Annotated in this window: 14 protein-coding genes; 3 read left to right on the top strand and 11 right to left on the bottom strand. The window is 63.2% G+C overall.

Annotation, left to right across the window (positions count from 1 at the left end):
• The first annotated feature begins 92 nt into the window (after nt 1-92).
• Both GR167_RS13310 and GR167_RS13305 read left to right on the top strand, forming a co-directional pair.
• Nucleotides 93-857, top strand: coding sequence for a BON domain-containing protein (locus GR167_RS13310; RefSeq protein WP_160974159.1), 765 nt, complete (start codon nt 93-95; stop codon nt 855-857).
• 4 nt (nt 858-861) lie between these two features.
• Nucleotides 862-1,092 carry a hypothetical protein gene (locus tag GR167_RS13305; RefSeq protein ID WP_160974157.1) on the top strand — a complete coding sequence of 77 codons (231 nt, stop codon included), beginning with the start codon at nt 862-864 and terminating at the stop codon, nt 1,090-1,092.
• A gap of 110 nt (nt 1,093-1,202) precedes the next feature.
• Here GR167_RS13305 and GR167_RS13300 read toward each other — a convergent pair whose 3' ends face one another.
• From GR167_RS13300 to GR167_RS13275, 6 genes are all read right to left on the bottom strand, one after another.
• On the bottom strand, nt 1,203-5,837 hold the full coding sequence (locus GR167_RS13300) for a calcium-binding protein (protein WP_160974156.1): 4,635 nt from the start codon (nt 5,835-5,837) through the stop codon (nt 1,203-1,205).
• Nucleotides 5,838-6,277: 440 nt separating this feature from the next.
• Complete coding sequence (locus tag GR167_RS13295; protein ID WP_160974154.1) at nt 6,278-7,288, bottom strand: endonuclease/exonuclease/phosphatase family protein; 1,011 nt, start codon at nt 7,286-7,288, stop codon at nt 6,278-6,280.
• The gene (locus tag GR167_RS13290; protein ID WP_160974152.1) at nt 7,285-8,325 is read right to left on the bottom strand and encodes an ABC transporter ATP-binding protein; all 1,041 of its coding nucleotides are present in this window, start codon (nt 8,323-8,325) and stop codon (nt 7,285-7,287) included. The genes GR167_RS13295 and GR167_RS13290 overlap by 4 nt, the downstream gene beginning before the upstream one ends.
• Before the next feature lie 11 nt (nt 8,326-8,336).
• Nucleotides 8,337-9,245 (bottom strand): sn-glycerol-3-phosphate ABC transporter permease UgpE, encoded by a 909-nt coding sequence (gene ugpE / locus GR167_RS13285; RefSeq protein WP_160974150.1) that lies wholly within the window; start codon nt 9,243-9,245, stop codon nt 8,337-8,339.
• An 8-nt stretch (nt 9,246-9,253) separates the two neighbouring features.
• Nucleotides 9,254-10,135: an ABC transporter permease subunit gene (locus GR167_RS13280; RefSeq protein WP_160974148.1), complete on the bottom strand. Its 882-nt coding sequence runs from the start codon at nt 10,133-10,135 to the stop codon at nt 9,254-9,256.
• 75 nt (nt 10,136-10,210) lie between these two features.
• Entirely contained in the window at nt 10,211-11,512 is a 1,302-nt protein-coding gene (locus GR167_RS13275; protein WP_160974146.1) for an extracellular solute-binding protein, read from the bottom strand.
• 257 nt (nt 11,513-11,769) lie between these two features.
• Here GR167_RS13275 and GR167_RS13270 point away from each other — a divergent pair, with 257 nt between their 5' ends.
• Nucleotides 11,770-12,765, top strand: a complete 996-nt coding sequence (locus GR167_RS13270) for a LacI family DNA-binding transcriptional regulator (RefSeq protein ID WP_160974144.1) — start codon at nt 11,770-11,772, stop codon at nt 12,763-12,765.
• Between the two features lie 32 nt (nt 12,766-12,797).
• Here the strand turns inward: GR167_RS13270 and purU are convergent, their stop codons facing one another.
• The 5 genes from purU to GR167_RS13245 all read right to left on the bottom strand — a co-directional run bounded on the left by purU (nt 12,798) and on the right by GR167_RS13245 (nt 18,816).
• Nucleotides 12,798-13,682 (bottom strand): formyltetrahydrofolate deformylase, encoded by an 885-nt coding sequence (gene purU, locus GR167_RS13265; RefSeq protein WP_160974142.1) that lies wholly within the window; start codon nt 13,680-13,682, stop codon nt 12,798-12,800.
• 94 nt (nt 13,683-13,776) lie between these two features.
• Nucleotides 13,777-14,340, bottom strand: coding sequence for a sarcosine oxidase subunit gamma (locus GR167_RS13260; RefSeq protein WP_160974140.1), 564 nt, complete (start codon nt 14,338-14,340; stop codon nt 13,777-13,779).
• Nucleotides 14,333-17,278 (bottom strand): sarcosine oxidase subunit alpha family protein, encoded by a 2,946-nt coding sequence (locus GR167_RS13255; protein WP_160974138.1) that lies wholly within the window; start codon nt 17,276-17,278, stop codon nt 14,333-14,335. The genes GR167_RS13260 and GR167_RS13255 overlap by 8 nt, the downstream gene beginning before the upstream one ends.
• Nucleotides 17,275-17,553: a sarcosine oxidase subunit delta gene (locus tag GR167_RS13250; protein ID WP_160974136.1), complete on the bottom strand. Its 279-nt coding sequence runs from the start codon at nt 17,551-17,553 to the stop codon at nt 17,275-17,277. Before GR167_RS13250 ends, GR167_RS13255 begins: the two co-directional genes overlap by 4 nt.
• A gap of 12 nt (nt 17,554-17,565) precedes the next feature.
• Complete coding sequence (locus tag GR167_RS13245; RefSeq protein ID WP_160974303.1) at nt 17,566-18,816, bottom strand: sarcosine oxidase subunit beta family protein; 1,251 nt, start codon at nt 18,814-18,816, stop codon at nt 17,566-17,568.
• Nucleotides 18,817-18,825 lie beyond the last annotated feature (9 nt).

Here is an 18,825-nt window from a genome sequence, read left to right as displayed (position 1 = left end):
AGTTTTGCCAATGCTGCGCCTGGGCGCCTTGAGGTGAGTCAAAGTCAGGCACGGCGGGCTGTGCCTATGGTTTAAGGCAAGGAGGATCGGAGATGGACGATCAAGAGCTTCTGAAGGTCATCCAGGACGCGTTTGCGAACGACCCGCGCCTGGGACCGGATTTCCTGCCCGAAAGCATGGAGTTCGGATCGGACGGTGCGCTGATCGTCATGGCCGAGGTGGACAGCATCGCCGCCAAGAAACGCGCGCTGGAACTGGCCGTGGCGCCGGATCGGGTGCGCGCGGTGGTCGATAGGATACGGGTTGCGCCCGCCGCCTATATGAAGGACCGGGACATCTACAAGCACCTGCGCGAATTCTACTGCGAAGAACCGGCCTTCCGCGATTTCGCGATCTTCGAGGCCGGGCGCGGCGATGGGCCAGAGGCGCCGGTCTTCGCCCAGGTGTCCGGCCCGACGGACACCCCGCGCGGGCGGATCGATTTCGAAGTGCATGACGGCGTGGTGATCCTGAACGGCGCGGTGCCGGGGCTGGTGTCACAGCGGCTGGCGGGGGCGATGGCCTGGTGGGTGCCGGGGGTGCGCGACGTGGTCAACAGCCTGCAACCCGCCCCGCCCGAGGAAGACGCCCCGATCCGGATCGAGGAAGCGGTGCGGATCGTGCTGGACCGCGATCCTTACGTCGACGACACCCAGATCCGGGTCGGCGTGCGCGGCCGGGTGGTGCGGCTGACCGGCGCCGTGCGCAGCCCGGCCGAACGCCACATGGCCGAGGTGGACGCCTGGAGCATCCTGGGCGTCGACGAGGTGATCAACGACATTGCGGCCCCGGCCGAAAGCGAAACAGAAACGGAGTGACGGAATGGCAATCACGCATGACGAGGTGAAGCGCCTGTTCGGCGATATCAACGACCACATGATCGTCGAGATCGAAAACAGCGGCGCGACGATGGTGGAACTGGAAGAGGTGGCCGCCCATCTGGCGCAGGAAACCGACGTGATGGGCGAACTGGAACGTCCGCTGACCGGACGGGCGCTGCAGATCTACACCCTGCTGCGCCGCGCGGACGAGGCGTGGGAAGAAGACCGTTGAAGCGACAGCCCCCCGGTTGAGACCCGGATTGCTGTCCGGTTCCCGTTCCCATGGGCGCGTCGACGGTGGTCGGCAACGGCGGTTGCGAACCGCCGTGCCGCTTCGCGAGCTTAAGCCAGCAGGTCGTAGACGTGGCTGCCGATCTGCAGATTGATGCTGTCCTGGGCCGCGCCGTCGACCAGTGCCCACAGGATTTCCCCGGTGGGACGGTAGATGACAAATGCCTCCTGGACGCCGGCCTGTCCGCTGCCTGCGGTTTCTTCGAAATTGACCTGGAACTGATCGATGTGCGCTCCGTTCGGATCTGCTCCGGTATCATAAAACACCAGAACATCGCCTTCGGCAGCATCATAGTCCAGAATCCAGTCGCTTCCTTCGTTTTCTCTGCCTACGTAGCAGAAGCTGTCAGCGCCACTGCCACCCTCCAAGGTATCAGCTCCGCCACCGCCCCAGAGGGAATCGTCACCTGCTTCGCCGAGCAGTAAGTCGGACCCGTCGCCGCCGTAGAGGATATCGCCACCTTGCCCGCCATCTAGCGAGTCAGACCCGTGATTGCCGGCCATAGTGTCGTTGCCAGCTCCTCCTATCACTGTATCGCCACCTGTCCCGCCAAGAATTCTGTCGTTGCCAAGCCCGCCTGACACGTGGTCGCTGCCGTTGCCGCCTGCCACGATGTCGTTGCCACCGCCGCCGAACACGAAGTCATCGCCGCCCCCACCGGCCACCGTGTCGTTTCCGCCCCCGCCCTGAACGGTATCCATGCCGCCCCCGCCGTGAACGAAGTCAGAGCCGGCATTGCCGGCCAGCAGGTCCGAACCGGTCCCGCCGAAGGCGTTGTCGTTGCCATTGCCGCCGAACAGCAGGTTGTTGCCGCTGCCGCCAATCACGATGTCATTGCCGTCCCCGCCGTCCAGCGTGTCATTGCCGCTGCCGCCCTGCAGGGTATCGCCGGAATCCGATCCCTCAAGCTCCTGGGCCGGAGCGGCGACAACGTCAAAACTGCCAACGCTGGTCACGCTTTCATCGACCTGATGCCCGTCAGTATAAGACACCCGGACCGAAATCGCCGCATCCACGTCTTCCGCGGCCAGGGTATAGGTTTCATCGGTGGCGTCGGTAATGGCGACACCGTCGCGCAGCCACTGGTAGCTGTATTCACCCAATCCGTCCGCATCCGCCAGGGTGGAGGTATCCGCGCTGAGCGTCTCGCCGACTTCCGCGAAGGTGACGGCGGTAGGGGTGTCGTCCGAGGTCTCGCCCAATTCGAAAATCCGGGCGTAGATGCCATTCGAATCTTCAATTGAGTCACTTGTGTCCCCGCCTAGCTGGCGGGAATGCCAAGCCACTACGAACTGTCCATCGTTGAGTTGCGCGACAGAGGGGAACTCTAGAAACTCTCCGCCGTTGGAGTTCATTTCTACTAGAAACACATCTCCCCGCGCTGTCCCGTCAGCGTTATAGCTCTGCCCTTTGATGATGTAGTTTTCGCTCCAGGTCACCATAAACCCACCGTCAGGCAAGTCCGTCACCGAAGGGTTGGAGCGCATTGCCCCCACACCTGCATTCACTTCGAATTCTGTGCCGCGTGCCGTCCCGTCGGCGGCGTATGCTTGCGCAAAGATATGACTGCCGCCGAACGTAGCTTGGGAACTCCAGGTAGCAACAAAGCCACCGTCGGACAGTCCTGTGATGGAAGGGGTTTGTTGGGCGCCTGCTGCACGGGTGCCGACTTGGAATTCATTCCCTAGTTGCACTCCCTCGGCACTATAGACCTGCGCGTGGATGGTGCCGTTTGCCATATTGCCCGTGTCGATTTCTTGCCATGCCACCACGACGCTGCCATCGGAGAGCGCTGTGACCGATGGCGATGATGCCCGAATGGAAGAGCCGAAGCCGAAGGAGCCGGCAGCAACCTGGAATTCTTCCCCCTGCGCTGTGCCATCGGCGTTATAAGATCGAGCGAAGATGTCAACACCCGTTGAGAAGGTCACCACGAATCCGCCATCGGGCAGGCCCGTTACAGAGGTCTCCGCCGCTAAGGTCGATGACGCCTGGAACTCGCCGCCACGCGGTGTGCCGTCCGCATTGTAGGTTTGACCAAAAACACCATACGGATGAGTGGATGCAATTTGAGGTCGCGCGACCCAGGTTACCACGAAGCCACCATCGGTCAGGTCCGTGACCGAAGGACTTATTTGACCGGATGTGTTGGTATTGACTTGGAATTCGTCGCCCTGGAGCGTCCCGTTGGCATGATAGAGCTGCCCACGGATGACACTACTCGTATGGTCATCCTGCCATGTCACGACGAAACCACCGCTGGACAGCCCGGTAACGGATGCAAAGAATTGTGATCCTTCCGTGGTGGTGTTGACCAGGAACTCGCTGGTGATGCCGCCGATCGTGACTTCACCGGTGGGCAGGTTGTTTGGCCCGGCAACCGTATCGGTTGCGGCGCTGGTCACGCTTTCTTGGGTGTCTTGCCCGTCGGTGTAGGATGCCCGCACCGAGATTTCCGCACCCACGTCATCGGCGGTCAGGGTATAGGTTCCACCGGTGGCGCCGGTGATGGCCGTGCCACCGCGCAGCCACTGGTAAGTGATGCTGCCCAGCCCGTCCTCGTCGCCGAGGGTGTTGGAGGCGGTGAGCGTTTCGCCCTGGGCCGCGGTGCCGGTGATGGTGACTTCGCCGGTGGGATCGTCGTTGACGTTGGCGACAGCGGCGGTTTCGGCGCTGGTCTCGTTTTCGACGGCGCCCTGAGCGTCGATATAGGACGCCCGCACCGAGATTCTTTCGCCCACATCCTCCTGGATCAGGGTGTAGGTTGCCTCGGTGGCGCCGAAAATGTCCGAGCCACCGCGCAGCCACTGGTAAGTGATGCTGCCCAGCCCGTCCTCGTCGGCGAGGGTGTTGGAGGCGGTGAGCGTCTGTTCCTCGGTCGCGGTGCCGCTGATGCTGACCGTGCCGGTGGGATCGTCGTTGACGTTGGCGACAGCGGCGGTTTCGGCGCTGGTCTCGCTTTCGGCGGTGCCATAGCCGTCGGTATAGGACGTCCGCACCGAAATCGCCGCGCCGACATCCGCCTGGGTCAATGTGTAATTTGCATTGGTGGCGCCGGAGATGACCGCACCATCGCGCAGCCACTGGTAAGAGATGGTGCCCAGCCCGTCTTCGTCGGCGAGGGTGTTGGAGGCGGTGAGGGTCTGGTCCTCGATCGCAGTGCCGCTGATGGTGACCGTGCCGGTGGGGGCGTCGTTGACATTGGTGACAGCGGTGGTTGCGGCGCTGGTCGCGCTTTCCGTGGTGCCAGCGTTGTCGGTAACCGACACCCGCACCGAAATCGCCGCGCCGACATCCGCCTGGGTCAATGTGTAATTTGCATTGGTGGCGCCGGAGATGGCCGTGCCATCGCGCAGCCACTGGTAGGCGGTGCTGGCCACCCCGTCCGCGTCGGTCAGGCCCGAGATGTCGGCGGTGAGCGTTTGGTCTTCCTCCGCCGTGCCGGTAATGGCCGGGGTGCCTTCGAGGGGTGCGTTCCAGTGCAGAAGCTGACCGAAGACGCCGAAGCTGTCGTTGGTGTCCTGACCATAGGAATCCCAGACCACCACGGCCCCGCCGCCGTACAGGCCCGCGACGGCGGCCTGAGACTGTGCATCGGTCGCATAGGTGTTGACGCGGAATTCGTCCCCCCGCGCCGTGCCGTCGGCATCAAAGGCCTGGCCGTAGATGCTGGAGAAGGAGCCATCCTGATTGGCGGATTCCCAGGTCACCATGAAGCCGCCGTCAGACAGGCCCGCCACAGAGGGATAATCCTGCATATCCGTCGTGTGGGTGTTGATCTGGAATTCGGCGCCCTGCACCGTGCCGTCGGCATTGTAGACCTGACCGAAAATGCTGGCGAAGGACCCGTCCTGCAATTCCGACATCCAGGTGACCACGAAACCGCCGTCGGTCAGGCCGGTGACGCTGGAATGGTCCTGCGCATTCGCGGTGAAGGTGCTGACGTGGAATTCGCTGCCCTGCACCGTGCCGTCAGCGTTGTAGATCTGACCGTAGATGCCCGCGAAGTCCCCATCCTGGCCGGTGGAGGACCAGGTGACCACGAAACCGCCGTCGGTCAGGCCGGTGACGGAGGGCATGTCCTGCGCATCCGTCGTATAGGTGTTGATGCGGAATTCGCTGCCCTGCGCCGTCCCATTGGCTGCGTAGGCCTGACCGTAGATGCCGGAGGCATCCCCGTCCTGGTCATAAGAAGTCCAGGTGACCACGAAGCCGCCGCCGGTCAGGCCCGCAACCGAGGGGAATATCTGGTCGTCGGGTTGGTAGGTGTTGACCTGGAATTCGCTGCCCTGGGCCGTTCCGTTGGCGTCATAAAGCTGCGCGTAAATCCCGAAATCGCCCCCGGTTAGGTTGATCGGGTCCCAGGTTTGGCCGCTGGAGGCCCAGGTAATCACGAAACTGCCATCGGACAGGCCGGTGACCGCGGGCATTATCTGCTGAAGAGACGAAACCGTGTTGACCTGAAACTCGCTGCCGCGCGCCGTTCCGTTGGCGTCGAAGACCTGCGCGTAAATACTGAAATCACCCCCGGTTAGGTTGATCGGGTCCCAGCTTTGGCCGTTGGATTCCCAGGTAACCACGAAACCGCCATCGGGCAGGCCGGTGACCGAGGCTCCGCTTTGTGAAAGCGTCGTGTAAGTATTGATCTGAAATTCGCTGCCCGAGAGTGGCGTTGTGGTTGCCATGTTTTTCGTCCCTGTTCAAATCCGTCCGCGCGATCTTCTCGCCGTTTGAAAATCGGATATTCCCGTGAATGAGGTGATCTGAATTCAGGCGACCAGCTCACATACCAATTACGAACGAAATGTCCGTTATCTTACCCAAGATATGCTGATCGTCTGTGCCTGTGCTGAACGTCCCGGCTAAAGCCTGACGCCTCTTGAAACTGCCCCTAAAACCAAAGCGCTACGCAATGGGGTTCCCTGTGCCGCTGATGCTACCGGCATTCCTGCTCTCCTCCGGTTCTTTTTGGGCGAAGCGTATCAACCAAAGGTTTTTTCGGTCAACAAAGCTTTATCTGCATTTGGAGGAATTATTCCCCCCTGTGTCGCGGGCATGACCGAAGGACGGCTTTTTTCGGGCGGCGCGCGGCCGGAGAGAGGCCGCGCCGGTAGGATGATCCGCTCTAGGGCCTTGGCGCGGCGGCGGTTTCGCAGAGGATGGCTTCGTGATCGGACAGCGGAACGCCGCGCCCGTTCAGGGCGGGTACGATCCGTTTGTCGGTCAGGGTCATTCCCCGGGCGCAGAGCCAGTCGAGCTTCATCTTGCGGGTCGGATGCGGGGTGATCAGGCTGGGCCGCGTGGTCATCCCGTCGGGGGTGAAGGACCAGTCATAACCACGGGTTTCCGCGAGGGGGAAAAGCGCCTCGCCGCGCCAGTCGAAATCGGGCGGCATATGGTTGCCGGTGTTCAGATCGCCGCCGATCAGCACCGGCATCCCGGGCGCGAAGGCGTCGATCGCGTCGAGCAGTCGGGCGAACTGAATTTCCCGGTGCCGCCCGTCCGCGTTGCTTTCCAGATGGGTGCTGACGACGCAAAGCGGGCCGTCGGTGGTGGGCACCACCGCCAGCAGCGCCATCCTCCCGCCGACGCGCGGCTGGTCGGGATCGGCGGCACCGCTGTCGGCGCTGAACCAGTGGCCGTGATCGTCAAGCCGGATCATCGACAGCTTTTCGAACGGCGCCTTGCTGAGGATGGCATTGCCGTGCCAGCCGGTGGCGTTGAAATCGTCGCTGCAGAAACCGCGTTCGGTCGGGCTGCCGAGATCGAGTTCGTGAAACTCGACGCCGAAGGCATAGGCCATGCCCAGTTCGGCGGCCATTTCCTCGGTCGTGTGGCGCTGGCCGGTGCGGGCCATGCCGTGATCGACCTCGGACAGCAGGACGACCTGCGGACCGTCCGGGGCCAGCAGCTGCGCGGAGTCTTCTGGGAACAGGCAGCGTTCGACATTCCACGCCACCACGGTCAGCGCCCCGGGCAGGTGGTCCTGCGAGGGCGTGCCGCCGGTCTGCACGGCGTTCATCGCCGGCAGCGCGGCAAGCAGGCCGCGATGCGCCTCTGCGGTGCGGGGCGCGGTGAAAATATCCGTGCGCTGCGCCTCGGTCACCGGCGGCAGCGAAGGCAGGATCCGCATCACAGGCGCTGCCCGGTCTGGTGGTGGAACAGCGACGCGGCGCCGGGTTTGACCGACACCGACACCGGCCCGGTGCTGACCGGGGTGTCCTTGCCCACATGCATGGTCAGCCGGTCGTCGCCGATCGACCCGTGCAGCAGCCGGTGCGCGCCCAGTTCCTCGATGATGTCGACATGGATCGCCAGCGGGCCGTTGTCGTCGGGCAGGATGTCTTCGGGGCGGATGCCGAGCGTCACCTGGCCCTCGGTGCCGTTGCAGCCGGTGACGACGGTGTCGCCGTAATGCACCGACCCGTCGCGGGCCTGCGCGCTGAGCAGGTTCATCGGCGGCGCCCCCATGAAGGACGCCACGAAGGTGGAGGCGGGGCGGTGATAGACCTCTTCGGGGGTGCCGATCTGTTCGATCTTGCCCGCGTTCATCACGATGATCCGGTCGGCCATGGTCATCGCTTCGACCTGGTCGTGGGTCACGTAGATCGAGGTGACCCCCAGCCGCCGTTGCAGCGCCTTGATTTCGATCCGCATCTGGTTGCGCAGCTTGGCGTCGAGGTTGGACAGCGGTTCGTCGAACAAAAACAGCGCCGGATCGCGGACGATGGCGCGTCCCATGGCGACGCGCTGGCGCTGGCCGCCGGACAGTTGCGAGGGCTTGCGGTCGAGGTATTCGTCGAGGTTCAAAAGCGCCGAGGCCTCGGCCACCTTGCGGGCGATTTCGTCCGCCGGGGTTTTGCGGTTCTTCAACCCGTAGGCGATGTTCTTGCGCACGGTCATATGCGGGTAGAGCGCGTAGTTCTGGAACACCATCGCGATGTCGCGATGGGCCGGGTCGGTGTCGTTCACTTCGCGCTCGCCGATCTTCAGCGTGCCGTCGGTGATGTCTTCCAGACCCGCGATCATGCGCAGCAACGTGGACTTGCCGCAGCCCGAGGGGCCGACCAGCACGACGAATTCGCCGTCCTGGATATGGAAGCTCGACGGGGTGACCGCCTCGACCCCGTTGGGATAAACCTTGCGGATATTGTTCAGGGAAACCTGGGCCATTGTTTGCGTCCTTACTTATCGGATTCCATCAGGCCCTTCACGAACCAGCTCTGGAAGAAAATGACGACGAAGACGGGCGGGATGATGGCGATGATCGCCAGAAGGTTGGCGCGCCCGTATTCGGGGATGCGGTTGCCTTCCATCACCTGGGTGATCTGCTTGATGCCGCGGACAAGGGTGAACATGTCCTCTTCGGTGGTGATCATGGTGGGCCAGAGGTACTGGTTCCAGCCGTAGACAAACATGATGATGAACATCGCCGCGATCATGGTGCGCGACAGCGGCACCAGGATGTCGATGAAGAATTTTACCGGCCCGGCCCCGTCGATGCGCGCCGCTTCGACCAGTTCCTCGGGGATCGAGCGGAAATATTGCCGGAAGAAGAAGGTCGCGGTGGCCGAGGCGATCAGCGGGATGATCAGCCCCTGGTAGGTGTTCAGCATCCCCAGCTTCTGCACCACCTCGTAGGAGGGCAGGATCCGCACCTCCAGCGGCAGCAGCAGCGTGGTGAAGATGACCCAGAAGGCCAGCGTGGCGAAGCGCAGGCGGAAATAGACGATGGCATAGGCGGCCATCATGCCGATCACGATCTTGCCCACCGCGAAACCGATGCCGAGGATGAAGGAATTGAGCAGCATCCGGCTGCCGGTGTTTTCGCCCGAAAAGCCCGATGCCTGGAACATCGCCTTGTTGAAATTGTCGTCGAGCTGGTCGCCGATGGTGAAGGTCGGGCCGGTCTTGATCACCTCGACATCCGGCACGGTCGCCATCTGGAACACCATCAGCAGCGGGATCAGCATCAGCGCCGATCCGGCGATTAGAACGGCGTGATCGAAGATGTCGCTGGCCCTGATGCGGCGGCGCTTGCGCGTGCCTGCAGTGGCGGCAGGGGCGAGGGCGGCGGGGGTGGTATCACTCATGGCGGACCTCAGGTGTAATGGATGCGGCGTTCGACCAGGCGGAACTGGAAGACGGTAAGGGCGAGAACAAGGACCATCAGCACCACGGATTGCGCCGAGGACCCGCCAAGGTCGTTGCCGCGGAACCCGTCGACATAGACCTTGTAGACAAGCGTCATCGGGTTGTTGCCCGGTTCGCCTTTCACCAGCGTGTCGACCACACCGAACGTGTCGAACAGCGCGTAGGTGATGTTGATGATCAGCAGGAAGAACCCGGTGGGCGCCAGCAGCGGGAAAATCACGTCCCAGAACCGGCCCGAGGCCGAGGGATTGTCGATCAGCGCCGCCTCGCGCACCGATTTCGGGATCGATTGCAACCCGGACAGGAAGAAGATGAAATTGACCGGCACCTGTTTCCACACCGACACCAGCACCATGGCGAAAGCGGTGTCGTTGTAATTCACGCCGAGCAGGAATTCATGGCCGAAGCTTTCGATCAGCCGGGTCAGCGGCCCCCAGCTTTGATTGAACATGATCAGACCGATGAAGCCCGCCACCGGCGGAGCCACGGCATAGACCCACATCAAGAGCGTGCGGTAACTGCGCGCGCCGCGGATCACCTTGTCGGCCTTGACCGCCAGCAAGAGCGCCAGCGACAGCGACAGGAAGGTCACCAGCACGGTGAAGATCACCGTGAACCAGGCGATGCGGCGGTATTCGGTATTGCCCAGCAGGTCGGAATAGTTGTCCAGCCCGACGAAGGTGGACCCGAAGCCGAACGGGTCCTGCAGATAGAAGGAGGAATGCAGCGCGTGGGCGGCTGGCCAGTAGAAGAAGATGGCGATGATGGACAATTGCGGCAGCAGCAGAAGGATCGGCAGCCAGGTGGTCGTGAAGCCCGCGCGTTTCATGCAAAAAACCTTTGGTCGTAAAGGAGAGACGGCCACAAATCATCGTGGCCGTCCCGGTTTCATATTTTGGGAAGATTAGCTCTGGGTTTTGCCGAAGCGGGCCAGCAGCTGGTTGGATTCTTCTTCGATTTTCTTGAACGCGTCCTCGACCGAGGTTTCGCCGGTCAAGATGCGGCCGTATTCGCGGTTCATCACGTCACGGATCTGGACGTAGAAGCCCATGCGATAGCCCTTGGTGTTCTCACCGGCCGGCAGCGACAGCTGCTTGATGCCGATTTCGGCGGCGGGCATGCGGTCGTAGTGGCCGTCTTTCTTGGCCAGCTCATAGGCGGCTTCGGTGATCGGAACGTAACCGGTTTCCTTGTGCCAGTAATACTGGGTTTCCGGCGAGGTCAGGAATTTGAAGAAGGCCGCGGTGGCTTTGTTTTCCTCGGCCGACTTGCCGGCCATGGCGAACAGGGCCGCACCACCGATGAAGGTCTGCTTCGGTTCCTTGGTCACCGCTTCCCAGTAGGGCAGGTAGGTGGCCGAGAATTTGAACGGCAGGTCTTTCTTGCTCAGACCGCCGAAGGAACCCGACGAGCCCAGCCAGATGGCGACCTTGCCTTCTTCGAACGGGGTCTGGTTGTCGCCCCAGCCGGTGCCGAACCATTCGAAATAGCCGTCTTTCTGCCATTCGGTCACGGCGGTGAAATGGGCCTTGATGGCGTCGTTGTTCACCAGGATCTTGGTGTCGGTGCCGTCATAGCCGTTGTTGTTGGTGGCAAAGGGCAGGTTGTGGCGCGACATGAAGTTTTCGGTGAAGATCCAGGGCAGGTGCGACTGCGACAGCGCGGTGTAGCCTGCTTCCTTCAGCGCCGGAGCGGTGACCGACTGGAATTCTTCCCAGGTTTTCGGCGGGGTCACGCCTGCTTTTTCCAGCGCGTCCACGTTGTAATACATGACCGGCGAGGAGGAGTTGAACGGCATGCCGATCATCTTGCCATCGCTGTCGGCGTAGAAATAACGCACGCCCGAGATGTAATCTTCGATGTTGAAGGCGATGCCGTTGTCTTCCAGCAGGTCCTGAACCGGAACGGTGGCGCCCTTGGCGCCGATCACGGTGGCGGCGCCGGCGTCGAAGACCTGCATGATGTTCGGCTGTTCACCGGCGCGGAAGGCGGCGATGCCGGCGGTCAGGGTCTCTTCGTAGGTCCCTTTGAAAACCGGGGTGATCTTGTATTCGTCCTGCGACGCGTTGAAGTCGGTCGCGATCTGGTTGACGGTTTCGCCGAGGGCGCCGCCCATGGCGTGCCACCAGGTGATTTCGGTTTCGGCGAAAGCGGCGCTCGACAGCAGCGAAGCGGCTGCGGCCGTTGCAAGCGTGAGGCGTGTCATGTTGATACTCCGGTCACAAATGGGCCCAAAGGGCATTCTGGTCTGGCCGCACGGGAATTGCGGGCCGGTTTAAAGGACGGAAACGCTTGGTCCCCAAAGCCGATTCGACGCCTGACGCCTTGGCGAAAAAGGGCCGCGGCGGCGTCTTGCGTTGAATCTGCACACGTGTTCATGTAGAGGTGCTATGTAAACGGCAGATGAAGGATCGACGTCGTTTTGACGAAGCCTTTGCGCCTAATGAAAGCGGCTTTGGCCCCATGAGTGAACACAAACGCAAGCGCATCACGGCGGCGGACGTGGCCCGGCAGGCCGGGGTGTCGCGTTCCGCCGTGTCGCGGGCCTTCACCGAAGGCAGCTACCTGGACCCGGCCAAGCGCGAAGCCATCCTGCGTGCGGCGGCGGAACTGGGCTATCGCCCCAACGCATTGGCTGCCGGGTTGCAGGGGGGGCAGTCGAACCTGGTGGCGATCTTCGTCGGCGATCTGCCCAACGAATTGGACAAGGAAGCTGTCGCCGCCCTGGTTGCCGGGCTCAACGGGATCGGCAAATGGCCCATCGTGATCGGCGGCAGCGGCCAGGCTGCGCGGGACGCGGTATCGAACGTTTTATGCTACCCGCTGGCGGCGATGGTGCTGCGTTCGGGCAGTCTGGACGGCGATATCGTAGATGCCTGCGGCAAGCTGAACGTGCCGGTGATTTCCATGGGCCGGGTGGTCGAGGCGCCGGGCGTCGACAATGTCTGCGTCCGCAACCGCGACGGCATGGCCAGGGGCACGGCGCTGCTGATCGGCAAGGGGCGGCGGGAATTCGGGTTCATCGGCGGGCCGGAAAGGTTCTGTTCCTCCGGCGCGCGGCGGCAGGGGATGCGTGATGAACTGGAAAAGGCCGGGATCGCGCTGCGGGCCGAAGACCGGGGCGATTACACCGTCAGCGGCGGATACGAGGCGGCGATGCGGCTGTTGGACGGGCCAAGGCTGGATGCCCTGATCTGCGCCAATGACGCCATGGCCATCGGCGCGCTCAGCGCCTTGAAGGAAAAGGGGCTGGAAGCGCCGCGCGATCTGTCGGTGATTGGGTTCGACGACATTCCGATGGCGGGCTGGCCCATTTTCGACCTGACAACCCTGCGCAACCCGATCGACGATCTGGTGGCGGCCATGCTCGACCTGCTGACGCGCAGGATCGAAACCCCGGACAAACCGGATGAAACGATCCTGCTGGATGCCGAATTGATCCTGCGCGGCACGCATTGAGCGCCGCGCAGGCCCCCGTTCCGGCGCTGTGATCAGCCCATCCGTTCGGACGAATAGGATCCCGGCGAGGCGGGGAACACCACCGTCTTGTTGCCGTTCAGGAACACCCGGTGATGCGCGTGGGCGTGGATCGCGCGGGCCAGCACCTGGCTTTCCACGTCGCGGCCCAAGGACACGTAATCGGCCGGGCTTTGGGCATGGGTGACGCGCACGATGTCCTGTTCGATGATCGGCCCCTCGTCCAGATCGGCGGTGACGTAATGCGACGTTGCCCCGATCAGCTTCACCCCGCGTTCGAACGCTTGCTTGTAGGGGTTGGCGCCCTTGAAGGACGGCAGGAAGGAATGGTGGATATTGATGATCCGGCCCGACATTTTCTGGCACATCTCGTCGGACAGGATTTGCATGTAGCGCGCCAGCACGATCAGGTCGGCGCCCGCATCTTCGACCACTTGCATGATCTGCGCCTCGGCCTGCGGTTTGTTTTCCTTGGTGACCTTGATGCAATGGAACGGGATATCGTGGTTCACCACCACCTTCTGGTAATCCATGTGGTTGGAAATCACCGCCACGATGTCGATCGGCAGCGCCCCGATCCGCCAGCGATACAGCAGGTCGTTCAGGCAATGGCCGAAGCGCGACACCATGATCACGACCTTCATCTTTTCGCTTTCGTCATGGAAGGCATAGGTCATGTCGAACGGCGTGGCGGCGGTTTCGAACCCCTTGGTCAGGTCGGCGAACGTCGTTGCCTGTTCGGCCACGAAGCTCACCCGCATGAAGAATTTCCCGGTGGCGGTGTCGTCGAACTGGGTTGAGTCGGTGATGTTGCAGCCGTTGTCGGCCAGGAAGGTCGAAATCGCCGCAACGATCCCGCGCGCCGTGTCACAGGTAACGGTCAGGCAGTATTTTTCCATGTTGGTCCTCTTGCGGCCAGGCGCCGCGCGCGCTGGCCCTGCTCTTTATGGGGTCGATTAGTTTGCGGGGGGCAGGCCGTCAGGCGGCGGGCGGTTATCCGTCCACATCCAAACGGCGGATCACCGTTTCCAGCGCGTGCCAAAGGCTGCCCGCCAGCGTGCGCATTCCGATGACCGACAGATGCGTGTCGGAGCGGCGAACAAAATAGGCGCTCATATGTTCGAAGCTCGTGCGCGTCGCACAGCCCGGATCGAGCGTGGCGGCGGGAAGGTTGACGATCCGTTCCAACAGGGCGGTGATCGCCTCGGGCTTCGTCCCGAAGATGTCGAAGGTGATCCAGCCGTCGGTCTGTTCGCTGACCCGGCCCTCGGGCAGTTCGGCCTTCAGGGCGGCGGCGAAATCGGTTTCGGCAAGGCTCGCGCCTTCGATCATCCATTGATGACGCGCGGTCCAGAATGCCGATTTTCCGGCATCCCCTTGGGCATATTTCCCAGGCTCCGGCAGGTCGATGCCGAACACGGCGGGTGCGGGCCGGTCCGCGGGCAGCACGAGCGAGGCAAAGGCCACGCCGTCGTTTTCGCGAAGGGAATAGCGCACGGTTTCCAGCACGCGCGGCGCGACGGCCCCGAGGGCGGTGATCGGTTTCAGCTCAGTCACGGAGACGTTCTCCTTCGGGGTCGATGAAATGCGGGGAAACCACACGCAGGCGTACGGAAACGCCTTCGAGCGGGTTGGCGGCGATGACTTCCTCGTCAAACCGCTGATCGCCGTTTTCGAGATAGCCAAGGCCGATGGCGCTTCCCAGATGGGGCGAATAGCAGGCCGAGGTGATCCAGCCCTGATCGTGTTCCATGTCCACCGGATCGCCCTGCGTGATCAGATGCGACCCCGCGACGACCGGTTGCGTGGCGTCCACCGGCACAAACCCGACAAGGCGGCGCTTGTCCCCGATCAGCCCCTCGCGGCGCGACATGACCGCGCCGATGGAATCTTTCTTCAGCGACACCATCCGCTGCATCCCCAGCATGTTTGCCGTGGTCTGACCGTTCAGTTCGTTCCCGGCCGCGTGGCCCTTTTCGATCCGCAACACGCCAAGCGCTTCGGTGCCGTATGGGGTGACGCCCAGGTCTTGGCCGACCTCGATCAGCCGCTCCATCAGCGCGTTGCCATAGCGCGCCGGAACCGCGATTTCATAGGCCAGTTCGCCCGAGAAGGAGATCCGGAACAGCCGCGCCCGCAGCCCGCCGCAGACGGTCAGTTCGGAACAGCTCATGAACGGGAAAGCGTCGTTGGACATGTCGAAATCATCCACGATCCGCGATAGCAATTCGCGCGATTTCGGACCGGCGACGGCCAGCTGCGCCCAGGCGTCGGTGGTGGAAATCAGCGTCACGTCCAGATCCGGCCACAGGCATTGGCGGGCGAATTCCATCCGCTGATACACCAGCCCGGCATTCGCCGTCGTGGTGGTGACGACATAATGCCCCTCGGCCAGGCAGGCGCAGGTGCCGTCGTCATAGGCATGCCCATCCTCGCGCAGCATAAGCCCGTAACGCACCTTGCCGGGTTTCACCGTGCCCATCATGTTGGCGTAGATGCGGTTGAGGAATTCCGCCGCATCCGGCCCCTGCACGTCGATCTTGCCCAGCGTGGTCACGTCGCAGACGCCCACCGCGTCGCGCACCGCCTTCGCTTCGCGGTCGACGCTTTCGCGCCAATGGATTTCGTCGGGCTGCGGGAACCATTGCGCCCGCATCCACTGGCCGACCTCGACGAAGACGGCGCCCTGGCTTTCGGCCCAGGCATGGGTCGGCGTCAGCCGGTGCGGGCGGAAATTGGCGCCACTGTCGCCGCCGCCCAGCACGCCCAGCGAAACGGGCGTATAGGGGGGGCGGAAAATCGTGGTGCCGGTTTCGGGGATCGTCTTGCCGGTCAGTTCGGCCATCACGGCCAAGGCCGTGACATTGGCCGTCTTGCCCTGGTCCGTTGCCATGCCAAGCGTGGTCCAGCGTTTCAGATGTTCAACCGGGCGCATGTTTTCCTGATGCGCCAGCTTGATGTCCTTGACCGTCACGTCGTTCTGGAAATCGACCCAAGCGCGGCCCTTGCCGGGCACGTGCCAGAAGGCTTCGATCCCGGTCGGTTCCTCGCCCGCGCGGGGGATGTCGGCGGGGGCGGCGGAGAGGCCGATTTCGCTCAGCGCCGCCATCGCGGCGCGGGCGCCGTCGGCCAGCGCTTCGGCCGTGGTACCCTGACCGGCGGCGGCGCCTGCGATATGCAGGCCCGGCAGGCTGTCGGCATCAGGCACAAAGGTCAGCTTGTCGGCATCCCACACAGGGCGGCCCCGGTGATGCGAGGCGAGATGCACATTGGGATTCCAGCCCCCCGCGACGCCAAGCGCGCCGCAGTCGATCCATTCCGACCGTCCGGCTTGCGCGATGCGAATGGATTTCAGCCCCTTGCGGCCCTTGCTGCCGGTGATGGTCGCGCCCGCGAAGGTTTCATAGTCGCCAAGGCTCTTGGCGCCCGCCCGCGTGTCGATCACCCCGTGCAGGGCCACGCCCTTCGCCGCCAGCGCCAAGGCGGTACGGTGGCCGTCATCGTTGTTGGTGAAGATCGCGATCGGATCGCCTGCTTTCGCCTGCGGCGTCACCGCCCAGCGGTTGGCATAGGCCCGCATCGCCCCGGACAGCATGATGCCGGGCCGGTCGTTGTTTTCGAACGGGATATGCCGCTCGGTCGCCCCGGTGGCGAGGATCGTGCGTTTCGCGGTGATCCGCCATAGGGTTTGGCGCACTGACGCGCCCGGATCGGCGATGTGATCGGAAACCCGTTCGACGGCGCCGTAGATGCCGTGATCATAGGCGCCGAAAACCGTCGTCCGGGTCATCAGCCGCACATTGGGCAGGCTTTGCAGCTCGGTCGTCACCTCTTTCGCCCAGGCGGCCCCGGGCAGGTCGGCAATGGCCGTGTCTTCGGCAAGCAGTCGCCCGCCAAGCATGAAATCCTCATCCGCCAGCACGACCTGCGCCCCGGCGCGCCCCGCCGTCAGCGCCGCCATCAGACCCGCCGCGCCGCCACCGATCACCAGCAGGTCGGGATGCAGGTAACCGCGATCATAGCTGTCGGGATCGGGCAGCATCGACAGCGCGCCCAGACCGGCGGCACGCCGGATCGCCGGTTCATAGAGCTTTTCCCAGAAGGCGCGCGGCCACATGAAGGTCTTGTAGTAGAACCCGGCGGCGAAGAAGGGCGAAAACAGGTCGTTCAGCGCCAAAAGGTCATGCGACAGGCTGCCGATATGGTTCTGGCTGTTCGCCTGCAGACCGTCGTAAAGCTCGATCCCGGTGGCGCGGGTGTTGGGTTCTTGCCGGGCCCCGCCGCTCAGTTCGACCAGCGCGTTCGGTTCCTCGGACCCGGCCGAAAACACGCCGCGCGGGCGGTGATATTTAAAACTGCGCCCGATCAGTTGCACCCCGTTCGCCAGCAGGGCGGATGCCAGCGTATCGCCCGCGCAGCCCTGATAGGGTTTGCCATTGAAGGTGAAGGACAGTTTGCGGCTGCGGTCGATCAGACCGCCCTGGATACGGCTCATGCGTCTTTCCTCGCGACATCGGTGGCAAGTTCGGCGGACAGGATTTCGTGGGTCACCGTGTTGCGGGTCACCACCAGCCAGGACCGGTCGCCCTGTTCGTGGAACCACAATTCGCGATGCACCCCTGCCGGGTTGTCGCGCAGGAAGACATAGTCGCAGAAGGCGGCCTCGGCATCGGGGCCGGTCGGGTCGGGGCGGGCCATCATGTTGGCGTCGCCGAGATAGGTGAATTCCTGCGCGTCGCGCAGGCCGAGAAGAGGATGCGGGATCAGCATGATCTGTCGCCTTTAATGCAGGTTGGGCTGGGCGCCGACGCCCTTTTCGTCGATGACATGACCACGCGAGAAGCGGTCGAAGCGGAAGGCCGTCGCGGTGTTATGCGGCGTGTCGGTGGCTAGCAGATGCGCGAAGGCATAGCCCGAGGCCGGGGTCGCCTTGAAACCGCCATAGCACCAGCCGCCGTTGAAATAGAGCCCGTCGATATGGGTCTTGTCGATAATGGGCGAGCCGTCCATCGACATGTCCATGATCCCGCCCCAGGACCGCAGCAGCCGGGCCCGGCCGATCATCGGCATCAGGGCCATGCCGCCTTCGATGACGTCTTCGACCACCGGCAGGTTGCCCCGCTGGGCATAGGAATTGTAGCCGTCGATATCGCCGCCGAAGACCAGCCCGCCCTTGTCCGACTGGCTGACATAGAAATGCCCCGCGCCGAAGGTGATGACGCCCGGGATCGTGGGCTTCAGCCCCTCGGACACGAAGGCCTGCAACACGTGGCTTTCGATCGGCAGGCGCATCCCGGCCATCGCCATCACCCGGCTCGACGATCCGGCGACGGCGACGCCGACCTTTTTCGCGCCGATATAGCCGCGCGAGGTTTCAACCCCCCGGATAGTGCCGTTTTCGATGCGGAACCCGGTGACTTCGCAATTCTGGATCAGGTCAACGCCGCGCTGGTCGGCGCCGCGCGCATAGCCCCAGGCGACGCCGTCATGGCGCGCAGTGCCGGCGCGTTTCTGCATCAGCGCGCCCTTGATCGGGAAGCGCGCGTTGTCGAAATTCAGGAACGGCACCATCTGGCGCAGATCGTCCTGCGACAGCAGTTGGCCGTCGGCACCCGACAGATGCATCGCATTGCCGCGGCGGCGATAGGCATCGCGCTGCCCGTCGCTGTGAAACAGGTTCAGGATCGACCTCTGCGACACCATCGAGTTGAAGTTGAGATCCTGTTCCTGGTTTTCCCACAGCTTCATCGAGAATTCGTAGAACGGCTGGTTCCCCGGCAGCAGGTAGTTCGAGCGGATGATCGTCGTGTTGCGCCCGATATTGCCCGATCCGAGCCAGCCTTTTTCCAGCACCGCGATCCGGCTTTGCTTGTAGACCGAGGCCAGGTAATAGGCCGTCGCCAACCCATGCCCGCCACCGCCGACGATGACGATATCGTACTCCGCCTGCGGTTCGGGGTTGCGCCACAGCGTGCCCCATCCCTTGTGCCCGGTCAGGGCCTCCTTGATGACCCGGAAACCCGAAAAACCCATCTTGCCTCT

Source organism: Thalassovita mangrovi (assembly GCF_009857745.1).
Taxonomy (GTDB): domain Bacteria; phylum Pseudomonadota; class Alphaproteobacteria; order Rhodobacterales; family Rhodobacteraceae; genus Thalassobius; species Thalassobius mangrovi.
This window is presented reverse-complemented; position numbering and strand designations above follow the sequence as displayed.